The sequence below is a fragment of the Pseudomonas syringae genome, assembly GCF_021605415.1.
GTDB classification, from domain to species: Bacteria; Pseudomonadota; Gammaproteobacteria; order Pseudomonadales; family Pseudomonadaceae; genus Aquipseudomonas; species Aquipseudomonas syringae_S.
The window spans coordinates 16,293-41,163 of the sequence record NZ_WKEQ01000008.1 but is presented as its reverse complement, the minus strand read 5'-3'; the positions used below and the strand labels follow the sequence as shown (position 1 = coordinate 41,163).

The window sequence follows — 24,871 nt, the reverse complement described above, 5'->3', positions numbered from 1 at the left end:
GACGCAAAGGGACAGCGCTCTCGTGCCCTTTGCGTTTGCAGCAATGCCCTGCCGGGCCTGAGTTTTCGAACTTAGATGCCCAGGCAGAGGTATTTGATTTCCAGGTAATCTTCGATGCCGTACTTGGAGCCTTCACGACCTAGGCCCGAGGCCTTGATGCCGCCGAACGGCGCGACTTCGTTGGAGATCAGCCCGGTGTTGACGCCAACCATGCCATATTCCAGCGCTTCAGCGACACGGAACACACGGCCCAGGTCGCGGGCGTAGAAGTAGGAAGCCAGGCCGAACTCGGTGTCGTTGGACATAGCGATCACGTCGGCTTCGTCTTTGAAGCGGAACAGCGGGGCCAACGGACCGAAGGTTTCTTCCTTTGCCACGGCTGCATTGTTCGGCACATTGGTCAGAATGGTCGGCTCGAAGAAGTTGCCTTCCATCGGCTTGCCACCCGCCAGCACGGTAGCGCCTTTGCTCACCGCGTCGGCAATGTGTTCTTGCACCTTGGCCACGGCTTTTTCGTCGATCAGCGGACCGGTGGTGGTGCCGTCTTCCAGACCGTTGCCGATTTTCAGTTTGGCCACGGCCACTTTCAGCTTCTCGGCGAACGCGTCGTAGACGGCGTCCTGAACGTACAGCCGGTTGGCGCAGACGCAGGTCTGACCGTTGTTGCGGTATTTGGAAATGATTGCGCCTTCGACGGCCTTATCCAGATCCGCGTCGTCGAACACGATGAACGGCGCATTGCCGCCCAGCTCCAGGGACACTTTCTTGATGTCCTTGGCGCATTCCGACATCAGCTGACGCCCGATTTCAGTCGAACCGGTGAACGACAGCTTGCGCACGATAGGGTTGCTGGTCAGCTCGCTGCCGATGTCGCCGGCGCTGCCGGAAACCACGCTGAACACACCGGCAGGAATGCCCGCACGCTGGGCCAGTTCAGCCAGGGCAAAAGCGGAGAATGGAGTTTGCGAGGCAGGCTTGAGCACCATGGTGCAACCGGCGGCCAGGGCAGGACCGGCTTTACGGGTGATCATCGCGGCCGGGAAGTTCCACGGGGTGATCGCTGCGGTCACGCCGATCGGCTGCTTGATCACGATCAGGCGCTTGTCTGGCTGGTGGCCCGGGATCACGTCGCCGTAGATGCGCTTGGCCTCTTCGGCGAACCACTCGATGAACGAAGCGGCGTAAACGATTTCGCCCTTGGCTTCGGCCAGCGGCTTGCCCTGCTCGAGAGTCATCAGGCGAGCCAGGTCGTCCTGGTTCTCGATCATGAGCTCGAACCAGCGACGCAGCTTGCCCGCGCGTTCCTTGGCGGTCAGTGCACGCCAGGCCGGCAGCGCCTTGTCGGCAGCTTCAATGGCGCGACGGGTTTCGGCAGCGCCCATCTTCGGCACGGTGCCCAGAATTTCGCCCGTTGCCGGGTTGTTGACCTTGATCGTCTGACCGTTGTCCGCATCGACCCAAGCGCCATCAATGAACGCTTGCTGGCGGAACAACTGGGTGTCTTTAAGCTGCATGTCGGCTTTCCTTAACAGCACCGCGACGGGCGCGGAGCAAAGTTATGATTGTAGAAAGGCGCCTCGCAAGGCTGCCGTCAGGGAAATCATTCACCGGGCTGAAGCACATCAATAGCGCACCACTCGAAACACGTGCGGTTCAGCGCCCAGGCAAAAAGCGTTTGAAATCTCAAACGGATCGTAGGTTCAACAGGGTGAAAGGACAATAGGCCGTTCGAAAAAAAGAACAAAAATACCGTCTCTGTTGAAATTTTCAGATCAACGAGCCAAAAGTCCCGACCGCAGGCAAACCATAGATCAGTCTCGCCAAAGCGCCAAACGAGCCTTTTGCAGAACGTTACCGCTTTATGGAATACAGCGATCCATCCGACACGCGCACTGACAATCCACGCCAAAACCCAGCATGGACGCCCCGAGCCGACCTAGGTATGATGTCGCCCGCTGCACCAGTAGCTCAGCTGGATAGAGTACTGCCCTCCGAAGGCAGGGGTCGTGGGTTCGAATCCCGCCTGGTGCACCATACAAAGCAAGGGCTCAGGTGAAAACCTGGGCCCTTTTGTTTTGGGCTGTGCCAATTCTGTGCCTAAACCGTGCCTTGAGGTCTGGCACTCCCATTCGGCGAGTCAAACTTTTGAGAACTAGCCATAAGCCGGACTGTAGGCTGCAACTCTGTACCGATCTGAGGGCAACCACTTATTGCACGGCTAGTCACTCAACTGGTAGTAGATGAGCGGCCTTGTTCGCCGCACCAACTACCCTCAGAGAGGCACCGACAGCGGTGTTTCGTTGCTAAGGCCGTCTGCCCCAGGTCTGAACTGTTTAGTGATCGATCAAACGTCCGGCGTCCACATCGGCTACCCGGCGCCAGTGGCTCGTCCTCTCGCTCTTGCATGTACTGGCGATAGGTCTCGATCACGCTTTCAGGGGGGCAGCCTCCAGTGCCGCCTTGAACATCTGATCAGACTCGCTCATGTCGAACAGAGCAGTCGCTGAGATGCCCACGACCAAGGTATTGCTCAAGTCAAATGCCACAAGTACGCCCTCTGCATCTTCTTAGAACCGCCGGACACCGACGAGACGAAAATCACTCTCGCCACTCCTTTAACAAAAAAGCCCTTTATGCCCCAGGGACCAGCTGTGGTCACCCCCGATCAATTGCAACTGCTTTCCAACCCCAACGAGCCCGTTTCACGTTGTAGCTCAGCACTGCCGTGCCAGCTATCTTTTGATCGTCATCAATATGATGCTTTGCTAACAAATGGGCTGGTACAAATATATCGTTCTGCGTAAATCCCATGCCGTTAGATACGCGGACCTCTTCAGAAAAATCCTTTTTCAAGAGTTCGCTTGGTTTTTTATCGGTCGCCCGAGCGAGTAGAACTCGATACATGGGGCCACGCTTTGAAACGTAACGAGAGAGCCTTACCTCGATTGTATCGCCTTCTGCAAAAGCTCCTGACAGTTCTGACATGGGAATTTCGCCATTAACCTCTCGGTCGACGATGTAGCGAATGACCTGCTTTTCCTCATTTACATTGTTCACAACGCCTATTTTTTCCGAAAACACATCCCACGGCTTTTCGGCGTGCCTGCTTTCCAAGACGAAGAAATTGAACCTTTGATCTTCATCAAGCTCGCCCTTGACCTTTACTGCATCGCCCGGAACCAGCTTCATACGGCCTAGCTTTGACTCAGGGATGGATATTTCAGTGGGTATAGCGCTCAGCCAGGGATGAATGCTGATACAGCTCAGGCCAGCGAAACTTTAGCGGGACAAAGTTATCCGAAACCATTCATTTTCCTTACTCGCCGGGCGACTGCCTCACGATCAATCGATTCCTTTAGCATCCCGACGCGCTACAGGATGCCGCATAGCGCTCTAGAGCAGACTGACGACCGTCAAATGAGGCTGTGATGCGATGGGCACGCCTATCCCGCCAACGGCTAACGTCCAGGAGGTGCCAGCCGCTCCCCTGACTGCTGGCAGGTCGTGAAACTCACAGGCCATCTCGAACTGCTCAGCGCCTTCGGCCAGGCTGAAGCAGTTCATATCACTTTTGTCGGCATTGACGTCGCCGCTCTCGAAGAAGATCGCCAGGGCTTCAAGGATGGTCGATTTGCCATAGTCGTTGCGACCGACGATGCCGGTCATGGCTTTGTCGATGGGAACGACAGTGGTGGCGCGGTAGCCGCAAAAATGGTTTAGTTTGACGGACTTGAGACGCATGGGGATTTCCTTAAAGACGGCGTGAATCCGTTTGTTGTTGAAAAAATCAAGAACACGTTAACGCCATCCGAGTTCAAGCAATTAACATCCAGCAAAATGCCGGTGTGGCTGCTTACGGCTCTTCGCGAAGCGAGCTGAATACCTGCCGATTTGTTTCTAGAGCACTCCGTAGTCTTTGACTGATTTCATGAGTCCAAGGCGATTCACTGGATGCGGACCCGATCAGTTTTATCTAGCCCCCCCCAAAACTATTCGTTTTGACAAGTTGACGCAGGAAGCTGCCCACCCGGAGAATGCTATGGATTCAACTCCGCTGGGATGCGCATGGCCACGTTATTTTCATGGATAGGTAACACTGACCTCAAGGCCTCTACAGACGAAGCCAATGGTTTGGGGCCGATTGCACACGCCCTCACTGAAAGAGCTTTCAACTCAGTTCATCTGCTTTGTAACTACGAGACTGAGCGTGCCACCCAGTACCTGACTTGGTTACGTCAGCGGTTTGGTTCGATCACGCTGCAGCTACACTCGGTAAAACTCACCTCACCGACCGACTTTGCTGCGATTTATCGCGAGGCCAAGGCGTTCATTCAGTCTTGGCAAGAAGCCAACCCAAAAGCTAAGCCGACCTTCCACCTAAGTCCGGGTACACCAGCCATGGCGGCCGTCTGGATCATGCTGGCTAACGGCAAGTTTCAGGCAAGCCTGATCGAAACGAGCAGAGAGTCTGGTCTGAAGGATGTTCAATTTCCCTTTAATCTAGCCGCTGAGTTCGTGGCTGACAGTTTTCTCGCATCCGATACACGCTTGACTCGCGACAAGCTAGCCATCGAGCATCCAGAGTTCGACTTTATCGTGGGTAACTCGGTTCAGCTGGTTCGTGCCAAGCATAGGGCTAGGAAAGCCGCCCTCCGTTCACTACCAGTAATGATTGAAGGTGAAAGCGGTACTGGTAAGGAAATGTTTGCAAGAGCCATACACCGGGCCAGCCCGCGCGCGTCCAAACCATTCATTGCCATCAACTGCGGCGCTATTCCCCCCGATCTAGCGGAGTCCGAACTCTTCGGCCACGAGAAAGGTGCCTTCACCGGTGCAACTGCAACGAGGACAGGCCACTTCGAACAAGCTAACGGTGGCACGCTCTTTCTCGACGAAATTGCCGAGCTGCCGAAGCCCATCCAGGTCAAGTTGCTGAGAGTACTTCAGGAAGGTGAAATCGTTCGCGTCGGCTCCAGCAAGGCCGTCCCTATAGATGTAAGGATCATCGCAGCTACTCACTGCAACTTGATTCATGCAGTCGCACAGGGATTTTTCCGCGAAGACCTGTTCTATAGGCTTGCCGTGGCCACTCTCTACCTACCAGCTCTGCGTGAGCGTGAGGGCGACCTCAACTTGCTGATCGATTACCTTTGGGAGTTGGTTGGTGAAGAGAACCGTACTACGCGTGGTTACGACCATAAAAAAATTTCCGTTAGCGCAAGAAAAATTCTTCTTCAACACTACTGGCCGGGCAATGTTCGCGAGCTCATCAATACGCTGCGCCGTATTTCGATGTGGGCCGAGAACGACACCATCACAGCCGAAGACGTATCGGAAGCACTGCTAGTTCATCCTGACCCCGCCGAAACGAACACTTTAGGGCTCCCCACCTTAATAGGGCAAGGTATTGATTTAAAAGGCCTTATCGAAAAAATTAAGGATCATTACATCAGTGAGGCTTTAAGCCTTAGTGGCGGAAACAAGAAGCGCGCAGCCGAGCTTTTGGGCATAGTCCACTACCAAACATTGAGCAACTGGATGAAAGACTGAGACACTTGGCACGACTTGTGCCATGTAGCGAATGACGACAGCTTTTTGAAAGATTCATCCATAGGCTTTGAGTTGCTTCACAAACCTAGTTGCTCGCCCTCTGCGATGCAGTAAATAACGGAATTACGAGCTACAGAACCGTTGGAAGGAACAGAAAAGGAATCCCTTCATGAGCGAAAAATATACCGCCGAGTATGCTGACCAGCAGATCCAACGGATGCTGAATCAGAAGGAGAGGATCACCATTTTGCTCGTGGGACGAACCGGTGTCGGTAAATCCAGTACGATCAACTCGCTGATGGGTGCAGAGGTGGCGCCAGTTGGCAAATTCACTGCTACGACTTTGCAGGTGGAAAGCTAGCCTTGGCGCTCAGGGGTCAGCCTGTAGAAACGCCCGGCGCTGCGAAAGAGGATTAGTCCATCGCCCAGTTGGCTAGCTTGCCCTCGCCCTTCGCTGTCCACGGACGCCCAGAGACAAGTCGTCGCTACGGCTTCCATCGGGCGCGGACTGACCCGCTCGATCCACCGTGCATGAATGGCCGCGTTGGCGGCCGCAGGCTCTAACCGAGGCCTTGCCGTTAGGACTTCTAGAACAGCGCCTGACGCCGCCCTAGAACCGATATCGCTCAGTTGACACGAGCCCAAACCGTCGCAAACCGCAGCCACCCAGCCACCGCGACTGCCACGAAGCGCAACGGCGTCCTGGTTTGGTAGGTCCTCATCCACATGCGCCGGCCCGCGAACACTTGTGCCAGCAGACACAAATCGCATTAATACTCCAGCCCGTTCATGGGATCTTCATTCGGCAGATCATCAATTACGAAGGCTGCCGATTGGTCCGGATTGGGACTCCGACTTTTGGTCGTGACGCTCATGGTCACAGCACGGAAAAAGCGGTGAATATCTCGGGCGTTATGGGCCTTGAATAGAGGCGCTTCTACATCCTGAATAAAGCTCTGAAGCATTTCCTCGTCAGCGTCGGCGCCGATCGCCATAGCCAAACGAGTTGCTTTCTTGGCTCTCTCGGAATCTTGCAAGCGAAGGAAGGACTGGCTCCAATCGTCTGTGGGGAGGCCATCGGAAACTAGGACAAGAACCGGGCGGTAAGCTCGCGAAGATATCAGCTCTTTGTTTTCAAGAATTTCACGAACAGCCTCAAGCGCGCTTCCCATTGGAGTGCCGCCTGATGCAATCAGCGGTTCGATCTTAGGGGCCTCATGTGCGGGCGTGAGTTGCAGGTGGGTCGCTGCCTGGGTCCCGCCGAAGGTAATCAGACTTACTTGAATCTCGGCACGAAGACGACTCTCAGTCGAGAAGGTGTTGATCATTTCCTTTAGCGCCGCATTTAGCGCCTCGATCTTGCCGTCAACGCCCATGCTTCCACTAACGTCTGCCAGCACGATGATAGGTAGCGGCCGTGCGGAACTCATTTGGAATTGCTTCAAACCGGACATAGGTTTAGCTCCTTGCTTTACTACAGGCTTACTTTTGATTTCTTGTGGGGGGACAGCCCCACCCAGCAAAGTCTCGCGATCACGGGTGTCGTTCACGAACCGGCTTACGATGTCTTCCTGATATTTGGCGAATCCCAAGGTGCACCTCACTGGTTAAAACGGGAGTTATCAGTTGTCAATGCACGGAAAATGCCAACTTAAAATCCATTAAAATCAATGACATACACCTACAGGCGAGCCCTAGACAATAAAAAATTTTGTGCCTATACAAAAAATATTATTTTTGCGTCGCCATGATACTAATGACTTAGTCAGTCAAACGGGCTGATCAGAACAATATCACTTTGAGATCATGATGGGATCGCGCACACAGGACAATGCGTCCAACGTCTAAAGAAAAGTTCCGCCAGCCTCCGCTTAAACAGACCCGCAGTCCCCCCAACACCTAACTGACTTTAGCTTCTCTGTGACTTCACTACCAATATCCCGAAATGCATTCTCTTCCATCATGAGTTTTCATCTATGAGTATCTCGTTTTTATCTCTCGGTAAAGGTCAGAAAAAACACTCTGGGCTAGGCGATACTGCATCCGCATCGTCAATCATTCCTACCAATCACACCCCATTGGCGTTGTTCTGTTTCGTTGCGTTCACCGTCCATTCATCGTCCTGGACTCATCTCAAAATGATGCACTTATGATCAGAGCGATCGTCCTAAACGCGCCTTTTTTTCGTATCCGCGTTGTCCCCTCACTGCCAACGCTCCTTGCAACTCCTCTGTATCCGGATTTTGCAGGTATCACCTATTTTTGCGAGGGAACTACATGGACAAGGTAGGGTTTGTGATACCGCCAGTACCTGGCGACTCACAACCGGCGCGCGCCAGTCGTTTCACTCCCTCTGCTTTGCCTACCTTCCCTGCTCAGGGCAAGCCCCGAGACCCACCCCAACACCGGGAAAGAAAAAACATGAGCCGTAGTGAACAACCATCGAATGGCCGGATCAGCACCGCCAGAAAACCCCAAAAAGAACGGTAGGTTGAAACCGCACAAAACCACCACAACCAGCAGCAACGCACCAACCGGCAGACTCCCAACAATCCAAAGCACTCGAAATAGCTCCGAAATCTGCCTCATCACTTTTCCTCATGCGAATATTCAGCAAGAAAATATCTGAAAATCAGATATCTTAAAAGCAGATATAGCTTGGCAAGCCGCCCCTCCAGATACGCGGCCATGACCAAAGCGATCTATCGACGTGAGCACGAAATTTTTCTTCAAGTGCTAAAACGTATGCGCGTCGAGTCCGGAATGACTCAAGCACAGTGCTCTGCTGCCCTGGGTAGACCGCAGTCATTCATGAGTGATGTGGAGCGAGGAGTCAGAAGGCTCGATATTGTTCAGCTTCGCGATCTTTGTCTCGTCCTTAAGACTGATCTCTCAAGCTTTTCCAAAACGTATGAGCAAGCCCTTAACGAGGGGTAATGCATGCATCCCAGTCCTACTTGTATCCGGCAGGACATGACTGGCAGAGATCAGCCAAACGCGGCTGTTGAAGATATCGGTCATAGCCAGCATTGACGCTAACCTTAGCTCTCTAATCGACACATAAAATGTGATATTCGCAGACCACCTCATATTAAAGCAGCAGATAAGCAAAGAAAACATGAAAATACCGAACAAACCCTATACTAAAAGTTTAAATGACGAGCTCGACTGGAAGCTTCTCGATCAATTGCATGGAGCAGTATCGCAAATCAGCAGCTTTTGTTTTGAGATAAAGAAATTCTGTGTCACAACGCTGTTTGTTGTTCTGGCATTTATTGTAAAGTTCACATCAGACAAACTTGATCACTCGATATTTGTTGCGGGACTGATAATTACTTTGTGTTTTTGGTTCTTAGACGCCACGGGGTACTTCTATCAAGTCAAGTTGCGTGGAATGATGGATGCAATTCGCGAACGACTTGCTTCAGATCACTCGATGAAACTAATTATCTCGCTTTCAGCGAGAGTTATTGAGCCATCGAGGGTAAAGGCCTCACTCTACAAGCGTATTCTCGCAGCCGGTTTCAACCACTCCATGTGGCTCTACGTAATGCTCTTGGTTATTAATTTTTCAATATGGGGCTTGTACCACTTGAGCATTATCAAATGAAGCTCTTTGTCAGCTACTCACGTCGGGACGGAGTGGTCACGACAGACGCCCTTCGGATGTTGGATGAGCACTTGCGAGACGTTTGCATGCCGTTCATCCACTGCCTTCAAGACACTGGCTCACGCTGGGAGCAGTTGCGTGTGATACGCGCATTATTATTTTCACATGCCGTTCTACTAGTTGAATCACCCGCAGCCAACACTTCGGGCTGGGTGCGCCTGGAGCTATTTATCGCAAAGCTACTTGGGCGACCATTAATGCGCATCCAAGCCACTGACATCATTCTTTATCAATAAGGTATATTTAATTGCCCAAGGCAACTCATCAAAAGATACGCACTGAGGGCTAGCTTGGCTAGATTAGCTTTTAGTTGAACGACCTCTTTGGGTCGTTTTCTGCCCCTTATGACAGGCAAGAATCGGCCAAAAGCGACCCTTCGTGTAGGATTACGTCACACCCCACAAGCTGCTGCCGGCATCTAGGAAGTTTCGGCTTTTTTGACGTACAGCTTATATAGTATGCCGACCACCAACAGGTGTCTGGACTTAAGAGAATTATTAATACCAACAGCTGCTCTGAAATACACTTCCAGTTCATTTCCGCAACAAATAGCCTGCATGCGATTATTCATACTTACAAGGGTGTCAACAGTCCGGAGTATTTGGCGACCAGCAAAATTAGTAAGAAAGGATATTTATCTAACAAGACAGCGACGCTGTCGTATAGCGGCAAGGTTAAGTCCCATACTTACCAGCAATACTTGCTCGATATTTTGCATAATCAGCGTTATTCAATTTAGACACAACGCCAGAAACTATTTTGTGCCTTACGTCGAAGTCAGTCGTTTGAAATATAGCACTATCGACAGCAAGATTATTGATTGTTGTGGAGACTTCCTTTATTAGATTAAATTTCAAAGTGATGGTTAGTAGATTTTCATTTCTAAGCGCATCCATCGAATTCTGGTTGATACGAAAGTCAGAACTATTTATCCACTGACCCTGCATATTACCGAAAGGCTTTGTCCACTGAGCGTGTGCAATTTTGTTTCGCAAGGTTATCGCAGGAGAGAAATAAATTAATATCCAATTTCGAATCTCTTCATAAATCATGAACTTTGAGAAACTTAATGTTTGCCCATTTATCTCGTCCATAGGATTGAGAGATGCGTGTTTCCGTATACCTATCTCCAAGGCGGCTTGCCATCGATGTTCAATAGCTTTTATATTGTAAACTACAGACCTATCAGCTTCATCAAAAGCTCCTGTTTCGTACAATAGCTTATGAAGGCGAGCCTCACACCAAACCCCAAGAATCAAAGTATAGAATCGAGTTAGTGTGATTTCGTTGGCTAGTGCCTTGGCAGGGTCTAGTGAATTCGGCTTGGCAATAAATTTTCTTAGCTGGTTTTCTGCCAATTCAACAGCATTTGACACTTGATCAAAGTTTTCCTCATGATATCTTTTGACTGATAAAATTACTTTATTTTGATCAAGTGCGTAGGCTTCTCTTGAGGTGGCAAGAGCAGGATCTTCGATAGCGAGAGGAGTAGCGATGGCTACGTTTAGGCGCTCAGGAAAAAAAACTTTACGAAGAACAGCTTTTATGAGTCTGAGCATTTTTCAAATGTACTGAATCTAGATGCCAAAATAATCTTTCCAGATTACTTTGGCATCCCGGACTCGAACCGGGACCTTCCTGATTTCGCAGGATGTGCAACCAATTACACCAAAGCCCAGCGTAATTATCCCTCAATGTTACAAAGTTAGCAAATGTGACCGTTTGACGTCGATTGCCACCTTTAACGAAAATCCGCAATGGGTCGATTGTGTTGAAAAAGTCGCCCTAGCCAGACGGCCAGTGCATTGAGCATTGAGCATTGAGCATTGAGCATTGAAAACGCATTTTTTACACGCTACTACGTCAAATCTGAGCCCTGAACCTTCTGCGCAGAACACAGATTTCAATCTCAGACGCGTACTTTTCTGCCGTGGAAACCGAAGCCGACTTTTTCAACACAATCGGTCGGTTGCCGTCCTTCGCGACAGGCAAAAACGGCCAAAAGCAGACCTTCACACTCAACAAGTTGGTAAGTAACGTCGTAAAACGGAATAGGTTAGTCAATCTGACTCCAAGGGGCGATGTTCCGCCTAGGACGACAAAAATGCGGGCTTAAAACGAGCAATTAGTGAGATATGCTCTGGGAATTTGAAGGAGAAACACGTGTCTGGCGGACGGATCGCAATTAGCGGCTTCGATTACCAAGCGATCGTCATTCTGGATCAGTTGTTTGATCATTTTGACTTGCACGGCCTAGGCGCCAAGGCTCGGCCGGAAGGCTCGGCCGATTTAGATTTAATTGGGCGCGAGAACGGTCGTGACCGTCACCGCCACATCCAAGTCAAAAAGCCGCGCGAGACGGATCAAGGTGTTCCCAAAAATCAGCCTTGGCGACTTTCTGAAGTTGCGGATGAACTCCTCCCAAACACCCTGAACCAACTCACGACCTTGGACAGTCAGCAGGCTTGGATTTTAGGGGACGCTGTGCAGCCTCAGGTTCGGCGCTTGGTCGCAGCAGGGAGCGCAGCGGCGGATAGGGAGGCGGAACTATATTGGTTGGTAGTCCACCTAATGGCTCGCGCCGCGGTATTGGGCGATCTTCCCCCCCAGCAGCGTCAATCCCTTCTCAAATGGCGTTTCAAGAACCCGCCCAGCATCGCTAATGATGCGCGCGATCTTCTACTTACCGAGTACGGCCAGAGATTGAGCGCGGCAAATGCCGACGTCGAGGTCGTAAGTCGCTATCAAAAACGGGCGTCCTGGATTCACCAGCATCTCCCAGAGGTTCTCACACGGATCGAAATTCTGGATAACTACGGGTCTGAGGCTGACGTAGGTCAGCGCTTCAAAGACCGGTTACAACGTGAATACCGGCTATCAGCGGAGACAGTGGAACACAATCTGTTTGGAAATTTCCGCTCTTTCATTAACGATGTTGCCAAACGACCGGGAGAGACGATCGATCGGCAGGGGTTCGAGGTCCAGCTCCGCAGCGCTTGGCCGCAGATGAGTGCTGCGACAGAGCCGCCTATTCCTCCAGTAGCTGGAATTTTGAGACCGGATCTGACTGATGGCCTAGTCAAGCCCGGAGCAAGCACCGTGGTCGAGGTCATTGGGATATCCGGGTCAGGCAAGACGACGCTAGCAGCTCAGGCGGCTGCCGCGCTGGAGGACCACGATCCGGGCCGCCTTCCGATTTATGTCCGTGTGCGCGCTGACGTGGCATTTCGCGACGTGATGTCCGGAGTCGCCTTCCATCTTCTGCGTCGGGGAATACCTGATCTGTTCAGTCTCGCTGTTGACAGCAAATCCGCCGACGAGACCGTGATCGCCCGCTTGGCAGAGGTCTGCAGTGGCCTCTCCCGCCCGGTACAGTTGTTGTTCGATCTGGTCGAGGGAGCGTGTAATGCGCAATTCGGCCGCGACCTGGGGCGATTCGTTCGCGTCCTGACACCGGGCTCGTGCCGCCTCGTCGTGTTTGGTCAACAAAGTATCTTCAGTGCGCTAAGCCCTGTCGAGACCGACAGTGCAGGCATCCTCGCGATCAATATGCGCGGCTTCCGCTGGGAGGAGTTCGCAAGCCTCGTGGTTCGTTACCACCTCGACGCCGACCGCAGCGTGCTGTGGGATATCTTCAATCGCATCACCGTTGGCCGGCCAGCCGGACTTTATGCTCAGCTGGCTGAGTCCTTGGCCCGCCAGCCCTCTTTGGAAGCGATGCTCTCCATCGCGAGTAGACCGCCTGAAGATATGGTTTCAGCTGCTGAGCAGAGCCGTTTTAATCAGCTCGCATCCGGCGTCAGGTCTGCGGCGGAACGCCTTGTTTGCTTTGCTCTGCCATTCCGACTGCATGATGCTGAGGCTGCCTTTCCGGATGAAAATGTCGGCGCTGCCATTAAGGCGCTCGTCGCAATTGGCCTGCTTCGAACTGATGCCGAAGGCTTCCTGGAGATGCACGAAACCGTTCGCGCGGGGCTGGAGTCTGGCATTGCGTCAGCCGTGCGGCAGAGCGCCCACGGCGCTTTGGCGGACTGGTATGGGAGACTGGGCGATATCCCCGCGCAGATATTCCATCTCGGCAAGGCAGGTCGTTCTGCTGAAGCGCAATCCCTTGGCCGAGAGACGTTCCTGCGAGGAGAGACATGGAGTAGTCTCGCCAGCTATGTGACCCGCTGGGCGCTGGTCAGCGCGCAAGAGGTGGTCGCTGTCGCTGCGCGAACCGAGCGCATCGATAATTTCTATCTCCTCCGATCTATCCTGCTGGAACTTGCTTCAGATACCGTGGATGGTCTTCTCATAGACCTGCTGGCCCAGCAGCGTTCTCGCTATTTTAGCGACCATGATTGGGCGCGACCGATGGTTGAAGCGATACTCACGCTCAACCCCTCGCGTTTTCAAGACCTTATTGTATTTACAGTTGCCAAAGCGGGAAATGCCAAGGAGCGTCGGGAAGGCCTGACATGGCTTTTGATCGCCGCTCGCCAAGGATGCCGATCTCCCTCAACCGAAATTGTCGGCTTCGCGAAGTCGCAACCAGCGGACGTTCAGCGCCTATTGTTGCCGTTCTTGCTACGCGACGGTGGGCGCGCCGCGCTTGCGCTGGCCTTTGAAATCTTCGCTCGCCCAGCGGACGACGAAACTCGCCGAGACGCTCCCTGGAACAGTGTGAAGTTGGCGGTCGAGCGACGCGAGGACGTGGTGGAAATTCTGGCCGCTTTACCTAGAAAAATGTCGGTATCGGCGATGATCGCAACCCGATCGCTTTCATTTGGCCCAGTGGGATCACTCATCTGGTCGGCGCGTCAACAGTTACGCCCGTTCTGTGTCGACATTCTCGGGAGCGATGGCGACGAAGCCGAAATCAAGGCTAATGCCTGGCGGCTCCTGCTCTTTATCGGTCACCCGGCGTTTGAGACTTTGGTGGACCCCCTCGTGTCGGGTCCGGTCCCTCACGATTACGCTCTCCTGGGGCCAGCCTTCGCGCCCACAGCTTATGATGCTCAGCGATATGAAGGGACTCTGTTCGACCCATCGGCGCCGCCCCCCCGTCGTCACGCCGCTCTTGCAGTCCTTCTTTTCTTAGACGTGGATCTTGGGGGGCTACGGAGCCGTCTGGCAGCTTTGCCGAAAGATCCGCTTGCCGGCCTTTGGGACAGGATTTTTGTACTGCTGTTTGTAAAACAGCCCTTCGTCGCCGGCGTCCCGATACTGCAAGCCGAGCTTGCGTCGCCGCCGTTGGATCCGCTGCCGCCTCATTTCTTGGCGTCTTGCCTACACGCGGTTGGCGAAACCGCGTGGCCCGCTGTCACCGATCTCCTCATGCAAGGCGTTGAGCACCGAGATCCTTCGGTCCGGAGTGTCTCGATTTTTGGGCTTGCTCGCCGACGCTCCCAACGCGCTGTGGAAGTGCTCCGGCGCCAGATTGTCATCGAGCAGAACTCCAAAGTCGTTGCGCTTCTCGCGCAGGCGCTCACCGCTTGCGGCCCATCTTCAGCCAGCGATCTAGCGAGTGGGTCAGCCTCGTCAGAACTCGCCCTATGGCAATGCATTGTCGCGATGCGGACACGGGACGAAGGCTTCGCGCCGCAACTCGTTAAGCTTGCGACGGACTCATCGGTTCATTGGGTAATTCGGCGCGCGGCCATTTGGGCGGCGGGACGCTTACCCTTCAGCGCCGCTCTCCAAATGATCGCCCCATCGGTTCTGGCGGAGAGCACACCCCTTACGATCGATCATGATGACAACCTGCAGGCTCACGCTTCTCTCAGTGGCATGCTGCAGAATGGTGTGTCAGATTTACTGTCCGACAGCGAAGCGAACTTCATCGTGTTCATCGCTTCGGTTCTCGAGCAGCAGTGGAGCCAACTGCTCGCGAGGGGTGACTTGCCGTCGCCATCCGACGCGGCCCAATGGCTCCACACGAGCTTGGTGAGTGATCCATCGCCAGCAGGTATTCAGCGATTGCTGAATAGGGTTCAAACGCCCCTTCTGCACGCGGCAGTCGTTAGAGCCTTCCGCCATTGTGGTCGTGCCCAGGATATCGAAGAAGTGCTGGCTAGTACGTCTTCTGTGTGGCTGGCGGTCAAATGCCTGCTGGAACGACGCCGGGTCGGGGACAATGATCCCGACCTGTGCCCGCGACTGCGCCGCGTCCTGGCCAGGTCGTCCTGCGGCGGCACAGCTCTATTAGGTCGGATTGTCGACGAATTCGAAGAGGGTCGTCGCCAATCCGAGAACATGGTGAGTGCATCACCGGAGCGCAAGCCTCCGGTGCCGGCGCCTAACTCGCTGCTCGACTATTCTGCGGCGGTGCGCGCTCTTCGCGTGGCCTCCAACGTGGGGCTCGAGCCAAGTCAGCCTGTCGTGCTTTCGCGGTTGGATCGGGAGGAAGTGCAGAGACTCATCTCTCTCGCGGATCCGGCCAACGACCCCCGGACAGCCGTCATCCGCTTCACACCCTCAATGACGTTTACCTCCGAAGGCCACCTTGTGGGCAGAGAGAGTTCGACATCGACCGGTGACACATCCATTCCCGAGCGGCTCCGCCCTGCCATTGCCGCTGCCAACCGATTTGAATTGCCTATGGCTTGGCATGACGAGCGCCTGCGATGGCCCTGGATTAGCACCTATGGGGCTCAATTCATCGCTAGCCTCGGCGCACAGGGCGATGCCGAACGCCTCTACCAGGCGCTTGAGTCCGACGCCGACGTGCTATTACCCTTTCTCGGAAGAAGCGACGGTCTTAAGGCGACAGAGCAACTTCTTGACGAGCGTCTAGCGCCGATTCTTCACCGCTACCTCTTGCTCGGTGACGACGTCTTTTTTGAAAGCCTGTGCAACTTAGTGAAGCGAATTTCGTCCCCCGCGGCGGTACCACTTCTTTCGGGGCTGCTTGGGCGATGGGCGTCTCGCTTCGATGTGAGGTCACCCGCCCTGCAGGACGAAAGTATCGAACTATCACGTGGTTTTGCACGGCTCAGGGAGCATCCGCGCTTTTGCGAAGTTACTGGGTGGCGTAAGACGCTTGAGAACGTTCTTGCCGCAAATATGAGTTGGTTTTACAAGCAGAAAATTATGAGGGTTCTTGAGGGGGATCCTGGTTCCTACGTGACCGTCGAGAACCAACTGTCTCGTGAAGAAAACTGGGTCCATTTCAGTCGTTCGGAAATAGACGCTCTCGACGAGGCGGCGGAAAAGTTATTCCACAACGTGTGTCCCTAACAGTATCCCGTCGATATACATACCCGACGTAGTGTCAGCGGTACCGGCGCGGTACTCCTAAGGCACAATGGGACTCGTTGTTGACCGTATGGCTATTCATGATCGGCGAGATCATCTGTGTACACCCGGATAGATGCAGTGCACTGTCGTTAGAGCGTGACGCTGGAGCCGAGCGTCCGCTCCTGACCGAAGCTGTGTAAAAACGTTTTAGAACAGGTTTGACAGTCGGAATCGGAAAGAAAATCGCACTCTTATGCAAATTTCTGGTCAGCTGACTAACCAAGCGCTGGATTTTACGTAGCAACGCAGACTTCAAAACGATGCATGCGTTTTTACACAGCCAGGACCGATTGCTGCCTGTCACCACCGGCAGCAATGGTTCGATTTTCGCCCGTCGTTACAGTCAGAAAACAGCCATTAGGAGACACTCACTACGAACGGCTAAGAGCCTCAAAAAACACACCAAGCCTCTTTAAAATAACTTATAACCCAAAACACTGGACCATCAATGTGACTCTCAATAAAATCTGGGATAACTAGAGACAAGAAATAACGAATAAATAGTGAATACACTACAAAACAAATAAACCAAGATACCCAGTAGACTAATCGACCAGATAAAATAGGTCGCTCAACCAATTTTAGCCAGTCTTCGTCCGACATAAAATTATATAGCTTATTGCGCCAATCCTTCCTACTGACATCTGCCAAGTAATTAAATCGCCAAACTGAAACAGTTCCTACAGCCAAGCTAATAAACAGTAATATCGAAACACCAAAGTAAAGAATCTTCATGGCTGACTCCATCACACCTACAGTAGAAACAGGTGCTTTTAGCGCCAGAATCAGACCAGCCACGGCAAAATCTCGCCAGATAGATGAAATCAAATCTCTAGTTGCTGACTGAGTCTTATTAACCTCTTCTTGCAATCCCTTACGCAGATCACCTAAACTTTTCACGGCCTCCTTGCTTTGGTCTTGCAAATGAAATGCAAATGCTTCTTTGGCCCCAATCAAACTATTGGGCAACAGAACATTTATAGAAGATGGCCAGCCACTTTCACCCACCCAGTTTGTGGCTATGTGGTTATTCAAAAGATGAAACCTAGTTTCAGATTCCCTAGAGTTAGCATAAATCCAGCTGCATGTCTGATGCACAATATCGTAACTAACCACAGTCCAATCTATCGCAGAATCAACGGCAATCGGAATTGAACGCCCGCCACGAAAAACAACTTGAACTAGCTCATTTTCCTGACGTATTTCAGACGGCAAACAAAAAACAAGCTTCTCTTTAGCTACTTCTTTCCATACCGCAAAGGCTGGACCCTCTTTTATCGGCGCTGTTTCGACCAGCCAAGGAGAGATGTTCTGAGGTGTGCGTTCTCGAGTAAGATCCCTGACCAATTTCCATGGTTTTTCAGGTGTATATGACGCATCTACGACAACATCACTAGCTTCAAACTTTTGAACAGAAAGTGAATAGGTTGAAAATGGATTATCTTCACCCAACACTCTAATACATTTTTTCTTGCTCTCATCTATAGTGTCGAAGTTTTCGTTTCGCAACCACCACTCGAACCCTTTTAAAGTCAGAAAATAGTGCAAGCCGCTTTTGGTGTTCTTTTCAAAAACAACAGTAACTCGATCGCCCCGTAAATCTTCAAATTGAACTTTCTTAATATCTACTTCTTGTGCAACTTCACCATAAACTTCAAAACTCCCAACGCCTTCCTTCTCTGCCTCTGCGTTAAGGCGTTTAATTTCCATTATAAAATCATCGGAAGAAACAGTGCCGCCATCTATACGCAACGCACTAGAAGACTCCGTGAGAAAGAATTGCTCAGCCCCACACAACCTCTTAAAAAGCTCAGCAACATCCTCCGCAAATCTCAGTTTCATTTTTCACGCAGCCGAGAAGTGCGAATCGTAATCGTAGTACCATCTTTATCATCCTTATAACTAAAGCTATTTTTAGCCTTGGCTGGAATATTTATGGTAATACCTTCAAACGTCACATATTTCTTTGCATCACTACGAGGCAACGCCCCCTCATCGTAAATAAATACTTCACCCACCAACTTTCGATCACTTAGTTCCCGATCATAAGTCACACGAATTTCGTCCGTTTCTTTGACACCAAAAAAATCAGAAAAAAAACTATCTGCTTCAAACTCTTTACGTTTGCCGGCAATCTCTACGATCTTTTCAGAAACTTTTGAGGTGATGGCAGGCGGCAGATCATTCAGGTGAATTTTTACCGTCTGCTGAATTGCTTTAACAATATCATTAGTCATTTCTTCTGAATTTCTGAGCCGTTCGACCCCGAGAAATTTCTTAAAGAAGTCACTGATCCCTGAACGGCTAATTTTATCAATCACTACGACCTCAGCATCTTTCGATCCAAGATCAATCAGCGCCGATTTTTGTAGGGCTTTTGGCGACTCTGTAAAATTATTGGTTACCGCTTCCAGGATAGCCTTGGCTCCCTTCACCTGAAAAGTCACCACTTTTTCCGAGTCGAATTTTATAAGTGAATAGAGCTTCTTTTTTCCTGTTGCGAGAGCGATAACAATTAACACCCCAGGCTTAACTCGTTTATCTCGTGGCCCATGAAATTGTCGAGCGAGGCTTTTTGATAAATCAACGAAAGAAACTTTCTTTGCCTGCCAGTCGATCAGTTTTTCTTGGACATGCGAGTCTTTAGCAAAGGAGAATTTGTTCCCGCGAAGCGTCTCTTTTATTCGATCGATAAAAAAAGGCTCAAATGTTCCCAGCGGGGTATCGTCAAACAAAATTGCATCAGGTTCGCCGTGGTGCACCACGTGAAAAATAAAATGTTCAATCTTAAGTTCTTCAATCTCTATTTCAGTGAGTGTAGCCAAAGTAATGTCTTCCCTGAATGGTGGCGGCGAAATGCCATCAAACATCAAATCATTTTTTTTATCCCGTTGCGAGGCTTTTAGCCTGAAAAAACTCAAGGCACTGTACAAACATACACTGACCTTGCATTGCTTTGTAGCCGGGAACTTGCCGCGCTGACCGTTTTCGGATCACCGGTAGCAAAGCACTCGATGATGTCTTTTAGAAAAAGTCGTCACGCCAGTCTGTCCGACGTATTCGGAACGACTACATTGGTCGGGGAGCTAGCAGGATGAAGGAAGGTGCATGGCATACGATCAAGCTAGCGTTGCTTTATCTGCTGGAGTTGTGATGCGGCTAGGTGAGCGGAGAGACTTACCTACTGATCGGAATGCCACAAATTTGCCACACTCGCCCCGCTAACCAGGGCGAAAACCCGCTAACCCCAGCTCCCACAAGCCTTTGATTTCCCAGCTAATCCGAGCTAACGTATTGATTCTAAACGTCGATTTTTAGGACTCCGAAGGCAGGGGTCGTGGGTTCGAATCCCGCCTGGTGCACCATGAATTGAAACGAGAAAGCCTCAGGCCTGATGGGTCTGGGGCTTTTTTGCATCTTGAATTTGTCAATTGATGGCGATGCCCGAATCACCGTACCCTGCGTATCGCTTGATGGCGTACTCACACGTCATTACCAAGGAGGTGATATGACCAAAATGTGGATGATCTGAGGCGAGTCTGGCCGCTTATATGACGATTTCCGTGAGCGATGTCAGCACCGGTGGCTTCAGTAAGGATGCGTATTATGAAGCGGAGCGAGCCAGCGTACCGCTGACACTTTGGACTCTGGACAATCTGGTACGCGCTTTGATTGAACATTACGGACAGACAGACTCGGAGACTTAACGGCTGATACCGCTGAAACTGACCTACTTGCCTATCTGATTTTCAAACCCCAACGTAGATTCAACTTCATCGATAAGTGCGCTGAGTTCCCCCACCGTCAATTTCGTTGCGGCTGGCTGAAATACACCGCGTATTCCAGCCTGTCGCAATTTACCGTTGGTCTCCGGTTTCGTAGCAGGGCGTATCAAAAGCAAATTACTCACTCCGTCGTCCAATCAAACTCATCATATTCATCATCACCCTCGCCTTCCTCCTCGCCAGTCTCCTCCTCAAAATCGTCCTCTTCTTCCAGAACGTTCTCTTCCGGCTGATTCAGCAGAAATTCCTTACGCGTTTCGGTAATCGCGCGACGGATCTGTTCGCCTTTTTGCGGGCAGTTGAGCAGTTGGGCGATGCGGTCGATTTTTGCTGCCACGGTGTCCTCCAGCGCATCGGCAATGACCCGATAGTGCGCGCTTTTACAAGGCAATGCCAAATGGCCGGGGGATTCGCGTTCAGGAATAACGCCACTAAAAATGTTCAGCGGTGGTAACGCCGCACCGTGCTGCTGTTACGCAGCACATGACCTTTGATTTTTTCCATCAGTTCGGCGCGCGTCAGACCGGCAGGCAAAGCGTCCGGAGCCAGATCCAGCGCATAGATCTGAATGATGTAATGGTGAGCACTGTCACCGACTGGCGGGCATGGCCCGACGTAGTGGGTGTTGCCCTTGCTGTTGGTGCCGCCGATCCCTTCAAGCGCGGATTTGGCGCCGACGCCGGCCGCTATCTGGCGGGTCGTGGGCTTGATGCCGTAGTGAATCCAGTGATCGACGCCCAGTCCTTTCTGCCCGTCCGGGTCGTGCATGACGATGGCGTAGCTTTGTGTGCCGGACGGCCCGGCATTCCAGCTCAAGGCAGGCGACTGGTTTTTGCCGCCGCAGCCGCTGGCATCGCTGGCCGCCGCCGAGGTGAACAGCCGATTGTCCGAAACGCCGGGGATGCTGAGGCTAAAACGCTCCACAGCCTGTGCCGGAAGCTGCACGCAAAGGGCGACGGCAAGGGCCGCCAGCCAAGGGGTGAGAGAGGTCAATCGGGTCATTGCGGAGCACCTTGTGCGGTTGGGCCGTCGTCGGCCTGCAGACTATAGCCGTACCGTTCGTGCGGTGGCAGTGGCAAATGGCTGAACCTCACGGCGCTACGCAAACTCGTAAGAGAAACGCCTGCGAGGAACCGTCCATGTCTCTGCACCGTGTCGCCCGTTTCGCCGATGTTCCCCATGATCGAGGTCTGGAGGTGAAGGTGGGTGACTGCAAGATCGTGCTGTTGCGCGCCAACGGCGAGCTACGTGCTTTTCAGGGCGAATGCCCCCACGCCGGGGCGCCGCTGGCGGAGGGAGCGCTGTGCCATGGCAGGCTGATTTGCCCTTGGCACAAAGCCGCGTACCGCATCGAGGACGGCGCGCTGTGCGAGCCGCCGTCGCTCGACAGCCTCAAGCGCTATCCATTGGAGCTGCGTGGCGACGAGGTCTGGGTCGACGATCAACCGTTGCCGGATCCGCACATGCCACCGGCGGATGACCCACGTACTTTTGTCATCGTCGGTTCCGGCGCGGCTGGAACCGCCTGTGCGGCTGCATTGCGGGAAAAGGGTTTCGGCGGGCGTATCGTGATGATCGACCGCGAACCCGAGGCCGGTTACGACCGCACGGTGTTAAGCAAATTTGTCCTGGCAGGTGAAATGCCAGCGAACGAAATTCCACGGTTACGCGATGGGGATTTCTATCGCGAGCAGCGCATCGAACGCCTTGAGGCAGAGGTTGAAGGCATCGATCCCGAGAGTAAAACTTTCAGGCTCGCCAATGGAGAAACGCTCGATTACGACGCCGCCGTTTTAGCCACCGGTGGTGCGCCAAACACGCTGGAATTACCCGGCGCCGATCTGCCGGAGGTCTTCGTGCTACGCCTGAAAGCGCAAGCGCAAGACATCATCAAAGCCGCACAGCCAGGGCAACGCGCGGTGATCATCGGCGATAGCTTCATAGCTCTGGAATGCGCCGCTGCGCTGCGTCAACACGGCTTGGAAGTGACCGTACTGGCGCGCCACGCCGTGCCGTTCGCCAAACAATTCGGGGAAGCTGTAGGCAAAGCGATCCGTGCATTGCATGAGGAGAACGGCGTCAAGTTCATCACTGACCATGAAGCCACGGAGATCGTCGGCGACGGCAAGGTCGAGGCGGTGCTGCTCGACAACGGATTGCGCGTGACGGCTGATCTGGTTTTGGTCGGCGTCGGGGTGCATCCGGCGACAGGGCCGTTCGCGACACTGCCGTTACAGAAGGATCAGTCGTTGAAGGTCGATGACGGCATGCGCGTCGCTGAAAGCCTATGGGCCGTCGGCGACATCGCCACATTCCCGTTGAACGGTTTGCCGCAGCGCATCGAACATTGGCGCGTAGCCCAACAACACGCCCGCATCGCTGCCGCCAACATGCTGGGCGGCGAGGAGCATTACCTTGATGTGCCGTTTTTCTGGACGTATCACTTTGGCAAGAACTACAACTATCTCGGCAGATCCGAAAGCTGGGATGAAGTCGAGTTTCGCGGAGCACCCGAAAACCCGCCCTTCATCGGCCTGTTCGGCAAAAACGGCGTAGTGGTGACCGCCGTCGCCTGCGAAGAGGATCGGGCGATGGCATTGCTGGCCGAACGGATGAAACAGCCGCTGTCGATCGAAGAAGCCTGGAAACTGATCCGCCACTGACCCTGTAGGAGCTGCGCAGGCTGCGGCAACTCCTACACAGGGGATTCAGAAACGCGGGACGCGTTCGCGGCTGTCGTTGCCTTCGGCATGCAGAAAAATCACGCGTGGGTGTTCCAGTGTGGTCAGCGGTGTGGGCAACTCTTTTACAGCCACCGGCCGCAAATGCGGCACAACGCGGCTGACGTCGCCTTCCTGGTCGTTGTGAATGGTCATCACCCCCAGGCTGCGCAACTTCTGAAAACGGTCGTCGCACAGTTTGAAGCTTTGGCTCAGCCTTTGATCATCTGCCACCGGTGCCGGCAGCCGACGCTGGGCGAAGCTGCGGCTTTTACGTTGTTGATAGCGTGCCCAGGAGATCAGCACCAGCGCATTGATCAGCGCCACCCACATATAAATATTCAGCGTCCCCATCGCATCGAACGCGGGGTTATCGACGCGCGGGCCATCGCGGGTTTCAATCAGCGGCCAGAGACCACTGATCAGCAAATACAGCAAGCCTACCCAGGCCACCACCGTGACAAACGCATCGATGACTACCAGGAAAGGCCGTTGGCGGGTCCGGATGATTTTCATTTGATAACCTCCTCTTCATCGTTCAGCGGCTTGATGCCACGGTCAGGGCTGACCCACCGCGCACGCTTCTGATGTTGGCCAAACAGCACTTTGGGAAAGCTGATCAGCGTAGTGAGCAAACTGACCAACCAGAACGCGATCGGATACCAGACCACCCAGAACATGGTCTTGCCCAGTCCGGGCTCGTAGCGCCGATCAATGATGATGCTGACCGCAAACTGCACCAGGCAGACGAACGCCAGCAGCAATCCGGTGAAGGCCGGCGGCATCAGACGATCCACCGCGATGGCGTCCGGCATGATCATGAACTTGCCCATGCCCCAGAAGATCACCGACAGCAAGAAGGTGAACGCCCAACCGGTGGACAGGCAGTATTCGAACAGCAATGGCCACAGGTAACGATGGCGGTATTGCCAGATGCCACGGATGTTCTTGAACAGCACTTCGGCGCCGCCCTGCGCCCAGCGCAAGCGTTGTTTCCACAACCCGCCAAGGGTTTCCGGCATCAGGATCCAGCACAGGGCACGGGGCTCGTAGAAGATGCTCCAGTGATCCAGTTGCAGTTTCCAACTGATGTCGATGTCTTCGGTGATCATGTCCGGGCTCCAGTAGCCGACCCGGTGCAACGCTGTGCGACGGAATGCGACGATCACGCCGGACACGGTGAAAATCCGCCCGAACACCCGTTGCGTACGCTTGATCAAACCAATGATCGAAGAGAACTCGCCGACCTGCACCCGGCCTACCAGGGTCGAACGCGTTCGAATCCTCGGGTTGCCGGTCACCGCGCCAAGACGGGCGTTGTCGAGCATCGGCGCCACCAGGTACGCGGCAGTGTTCGGGGCGAGCAGCGCATCACCGTCGATGCACACCAGGTATTCGCTGCGCGCCGCAATGGCGCCCATACGCAGAGCCACGGCTTTGCCCTGGTTTTCCGCCAGGTGCAGCACACGCAGCCGAGAATCCTGCATGGCCAATGCATCGAGCACGGCGGCGGTGTTGTCCTTGGAACCGTCGTTGATCGCGATGACTTCGATATTCGGGTAATGCTGCGCCAGTGCCGCGTGGATGGTGTCGGCGGCGTTCTCGCCCTCGTTGTAGCAAGGGATCAGGATCGAAATCAGCGGCTCGCCTTCCAGCGGTGGCGGCAGCGTGTCTTCTTTCCAAGGCCAGTGCCGCTCCCAGTGCAACCAGAAATACAGGCCGCCGGAAATCCATAACCCGGACATGAACAGCGGGTAGAAAAACACGAAATCCATCAGGAATTGCCCGGTGACCAGGAAAATCAGCCCCAGGGGCACCCCAAGGACGATCGCCAGAACCAGCAGGGCCAGCAGTCTATCCAGCAT

General features: G+C 53.2%; 18 protein-coding genes and 2 tRNA genes. 7 read left to right on the top strand and 13 right to left on the bottom strand.

What is annotated here, in order from left to right:
- Positions 1-71 precede the first annotated feature (71 nt).
- Positions 72-1,514 (bottom strand): NADP-dependent succinate-semialdehyde dehydrogenase, encoded by a 1,443-nt coding sequence (gene gabD / locus GIW69_RS07570; RefSeq protein ID WP_236481510.1) that lies wholly within the window; start codon positions 1,512-1,514, stop codon positions 72-74.
- A 443-nt stretch (positions 1,515-1,957) separates the two neighbouring features.
- On the opposite strand from gabD, the gene GIW69_RS07565 reads away from it, so the two are divergent.
- Positions 1,958-2,034: transfer RNA gene (locus GIW69_RS07565), tRNA-Arg, on the top strand.
- A 621-nt stretch (positions 2,035-2,655) separates the two neighbouring features.
- Here the strand turns inward: GIW69_RS07565 and GIW69_RS07560 are convergent.
- Together GIW69_RS07560 and GIW69_RS07555 are read right to left on the bottom strand one after the other, a co-directional pair.
- Positions 2,656-3,189, bottom strand: a complete 534-nt coding sequence (locus GIW69_RS07560) for a hypothetical protein (RefSeq protein WP_236481509.1) — start codon at positions 3,187-3,189, stop codon at positions 2,656-2,658.
- Between the two features lie 204 nt (positions 3,190-3,393).
- Positions 3,394-3,741 carry an AAA family ATPase gene (locus tag GIW69_RS07555; protein WP_236481508.1) on the bottom strand — a complete coding sequence of 116 codons (348 nt, stop codon included), beginning with the start codon at positions 3,739-3,741 and terminating at the stop codon, positions 3,394-3,396.
- A 324-nt stretch (positions 3,742-4,065) separates the two neighbouring features.
- Between GIW69_RS07555 and GIW69_RS07550 the strand changes: the two genes are divergently transcribed.
- A complete protein-coding gene (locus tag GIW69_RS07550) occupies positions 4,066-5,550 on the top strand; it encodes a sigma 54-interacting transcriptional regulator (protein WP_236481507.1) in 1,485 nt (494 codons plus the stop codon).
- Positions 5,551-5,719: 169 nt separating this feature from the next.
- Positions 5,720-5,911, top strand: coding sequence for a GTPase (locus GIW69_RS07545; protein ID WP_236481506.1), 192 nt, complete (start codon positions 5,720-5,722; stop codon positions 5,909-5,911).
- Here GIW69_RS07545 and GIW69_RS26365 read toward each other — a convergent pair.
- Together GIW69_RS26365 and GIW69_RS07540 are read right to left on the bottom strand one after the other, a co-directional pair.
- Positions 5,908-6,321, bottom strand: a complete 414-nt coding sequence (locus tag GIW69_RS26365) for a protein phosphatase 2C domain-containing protein (protein ID WP_496570903.1) — start codon at positions 6,319-6,321, stop codon at positions 5,908-5,910. The two genes, GIW69_RS07545 and GIW69_RS26365, sit on opposite strands and share 4 nt — an antisense overlap.
- A complete protein-coding gene (locus GIW69_RS07540; protein ID WP_236481505.1) occupies positions 6,321-7,004 on the bottom strand; it encodes a VWA domain-containing protein in 684 nt (227 codons plus the stop codon). Before GIW69_RS07540 ends, GIW69_RS26365 begins: the two co-directional genes overlap by 1 nt.
- Before the next feature lie 1,234 nt (positions 7,005-8,238).
- On the opposite strand from GIW69_RS07540, the gene GIW69_RS07535 reads away from it, so the two are divergent.
- Together GIW69_RS07535 and GIW69_RS07530 are read left to right on the top strand one after the other, a co-directional pair.
- Positions 8,239-8,487: a helix-turn-helix domain-containing protein gene (locus GIW69_RS07535; RefSeq protein ID WP_236481504.1), complete on the top strand. Its 249-nt coding sequence runs from the start codon at positions 8,239-8,241 to the stop codon at positions 8,485-8,487.
- A gap of 181 nt (positions 8,488-8,668) precedes the next feature.
- Positions 8,669-9,160, top strand: a complete 492-nt coding sequence (locus GIW69_RS07530; RefSeq protein WP_236481503.1) for a hypothetical protein — start codon at positions 8,669-8,671, stop codon at positions 9,158-9,160.
- A gap of 734 nt (positions 9,161-9,894) precedes the next feature.
- Here the strand turns inward: GIW69_RS07530 and GIW69_RS07525 are convergent.
- Both GIW69_RS07525 and GIW69_RS07520 read right to left on the bottom strand, forming a co-directional pair.
- Entirely contained in the window at positions 9,895-10,779 is an 885-nt protein-coding gene (locus tag GIW69_RS07525) for a hypothetical protein (RefSeq protein ID WP_236481502.1), read from the bottom strand.
- 49 nt (positions 10,780-10,828) lie between these two features.
- Positions 10,829-10,898, bottom strand: a tRNA-OTHER gene (locus GIW69_RS07520).
- 485 nt (positions 10,899-11,383) lie between these two features.
- Between GIW69_RS07520 and GIW69_RS07515 the strand changes: the two genes are divergently transcribed.
- Positions 11,384-16,441, top strand: coding sequence for a HEAT repeat domain-containing protein (locus GIW69_RS07515; protein WP_236481501.1), 5,058 nt, complete (start codon positions 11,384-11,386; stop codon positions 16,439-16,441).
- Between the two features lie 450 nt (positions 16,442-16,891).
- On the opposite strand, the gene GIW69_RS07510 is transcribed toward GIW69_RS07515, so the two are convergent.
- From GIW69_RS07510 to GIW69_RS07495, 4 genes are all read right to left on the bottom strand, one after another.
- Entirely contained in the window at positions 16,892-18,343 is a 1,452-nt protein-coding gene (locus GIW69_RS07510; protein WP_236481500.1) for a hypothetical protein, read from the bottom strand.
- Positions 18,340-19,434 carry a nucleoid-associated protein gene (locus GIW69_RS07505; protein ID WP_236481499.1) on the bottom strand — a complete coding sequence of 365 codons (1,095 nt, stop codon included), beginning with the start codon at positions 19,432-19,434 and terminating at the stop codon, positions 18,340-18,342. The genes GIW69_RS07510 and GIW69_RS07505 overlap by 4 nt, the downstream gene beginning before the upstream one ends.
- 973 nt (positions 19,435-20,407) lie before the next feature.
- Positions 20,408-20,683: a hypothetical protein gene (locus GIW69_RS07500; protein ID WP_236481498.1), complete on the bottom strand. Its 276-nt coding sequence runs from the start codon at positions 20,681-20,683 to the stop codon at positions 20,408-20,410.
- A 44-nt stretch (positions 20,684-20,727) separates the two neighbouring features.
- Positions 20,728-21,288: a YbhB/YbcL family Raf kinase inhibitor-like protein gene (locus tag GIW69_RS07495; RefSeq protein WP_236481497.1), complete on the bottom strand. Its 561-nt coding sequence runs from the start codon at positions 21,286-21,288 to the stop codon at positions 20,728-20,730.
- 137 nt (positions 21,289-21,425) lie between these two features.
- On the opposite strand from GIW69_RS07495, the gene GIW69_RS07490 reads away from it, so the two are divergent.
- Positions 21,426-22,949: an FAD-dependent oxidoreductase gene (locus tag GIW69_RS07490; RefSeq protein ID WP_236481496.1), complete on the top strand. Its 1,524-nt coding sequence runs from the start codon at positions 21,426-21,428 to the stop codon at positions 22,947-22,949.
- Positions 22,950-22,994: 45 nt separating this feature from the next.
- On the opposite strand, the gene pgaD is transcribed toward GIW69_RS07490, so the two are convergent.
- Together pgaD and pgaC are read right to left on the bottom strand one after the other, a co-directional pair.
- A complete protein-coding gene (gene pgaD, locus GIW69_RS07485) occupies positions 22,995-23,522 on the bottom strand; it encodes a poly-beta-1,6-N-acetyl-D-glucosamine biosynthesis protein PgaD (protein WP_236481495.1) in 528 nt (175 codons plus the stop codon).
- Positions 23,519-24,871 (bottom strand): poly-beta-1,6-N-acetyl-D-glucosamine synthase, encoded by a 1,353-nt coding sequence (gene pgaC, locus GIW69_RS07480; protein WP_236481494.1) that lies wholly within the window; start codon positions 24,869-24,871, stop codon positions 23,519-23,521. The genes pgaD and pgaC overlap by 4 nt, the downstream gene beginning before the upstream one ends.

Bases quoted from the DNA above. Each gene is read 5' to 3' on its own strand.
- gabD (WP_236481510.1), bottom strand. From the start codon at position 1,514: ATGCAGCTTAAAGACACCCAGTTGTTCCGCCAGCAAGCGTTCATTGAT.
- GIW69_RS07560 (WP_236481509.1), bottom strand. From the start codon at position 3,189: ATGAAGCTGGTTCCGGGCGATGCAGTAAAGGTCAAGGGCGAGCTTGAT.
- GIW69_RS07555 (WP_236481508.1), bottom strand. From the start codon at position 3,741: ATGCGTCTCAAGTCCGTCAAACTAAACCATTTTTGCGGCTACCGCGCC.
- GIW69_RS07550 (WP_236481507.1), top strand. From the start codon at position 4,066: ATGGCCACGTTATTTTCATGGATAGGTAACACTGACCTCAAGGCCTCT.
- GIW69_RS07545 (WP_236481506.1), top strand. From the start codon at position 5,720: ATGAGCGAAAAATATACCGCCGAGTATGCTGACCAGCAGATCCAACGG.
- GIW69_RS26365 (WP_496570903.1), bottom strand. From the start codon at position 6,321: ATGCGATTTGTGTCTGCTGGCACAAGTGTTCGCGGGCCGGCGCATGTG.
- GIW69_RS07540 (WP_236481505.1), bottom strand. From the start codon at position 7,004: ATGTCCGGTTTGAAGCAATTCCAAATGAGTTCCGCACGGCCGCTACCT.
- GIW69_RS07535 (WP_236481504.1), top strand. From the start codon at position 8,239: ATGACCAAAGCGATCTATCGACGTGAGCACGAAATTTTTCTTCAAGTG.
- GIW69_RS07530 (WP_236481503.1), top strand. From the start codon at position 8,669: ATGAAAATACCGAACAAACCCTATACTAAAAGTTTAAATGACGAGCTC.
- GIW69_RS07525 (WP_236481502.1), bottom strand. From the start codon at position 10,779: ATGCTCAGACTCATAAAAGCTGTTCTTCGTAAAGTTTTTTTTCCTGAG.
- GIW69_RS07510 (WP_236481500.1), bottom strand. From the start codon at position 18,343: ATGAAACTGAGATTTGCGGAGGATGTTGCTGAGCTTTTTAAGAGGTTG.
- GIW69_RS07495 (WP_236481497.1), bottom strand. From the start codon at position 21,288: ATGACCCGATTGACCTCTCTCACCCCTTGGCTGGCGGCCCTTGCCGTC.
- GIW69_RS07490 (WP_236481496.1), top strand. From the start codon at position 21,426: ATGTCTCTGCACCGTGTCGCCCGTTTCGCCGATGTTCCCCATGATCGA.
- pgaD (WP_236481495.1), bottom strand. From the start codon at position 23,522: ATGAAAATCATCCGGACCCGCCAACGGCCTTTCCTGGTAGTCATCGAT.
- pgaC (WP_236481494.1), bottom strand. From the start codon at position 24,871: ATGCTGGATAGACTGCTGGCCCTGCTGGTTCTGGCGATCGTCCTTGGG.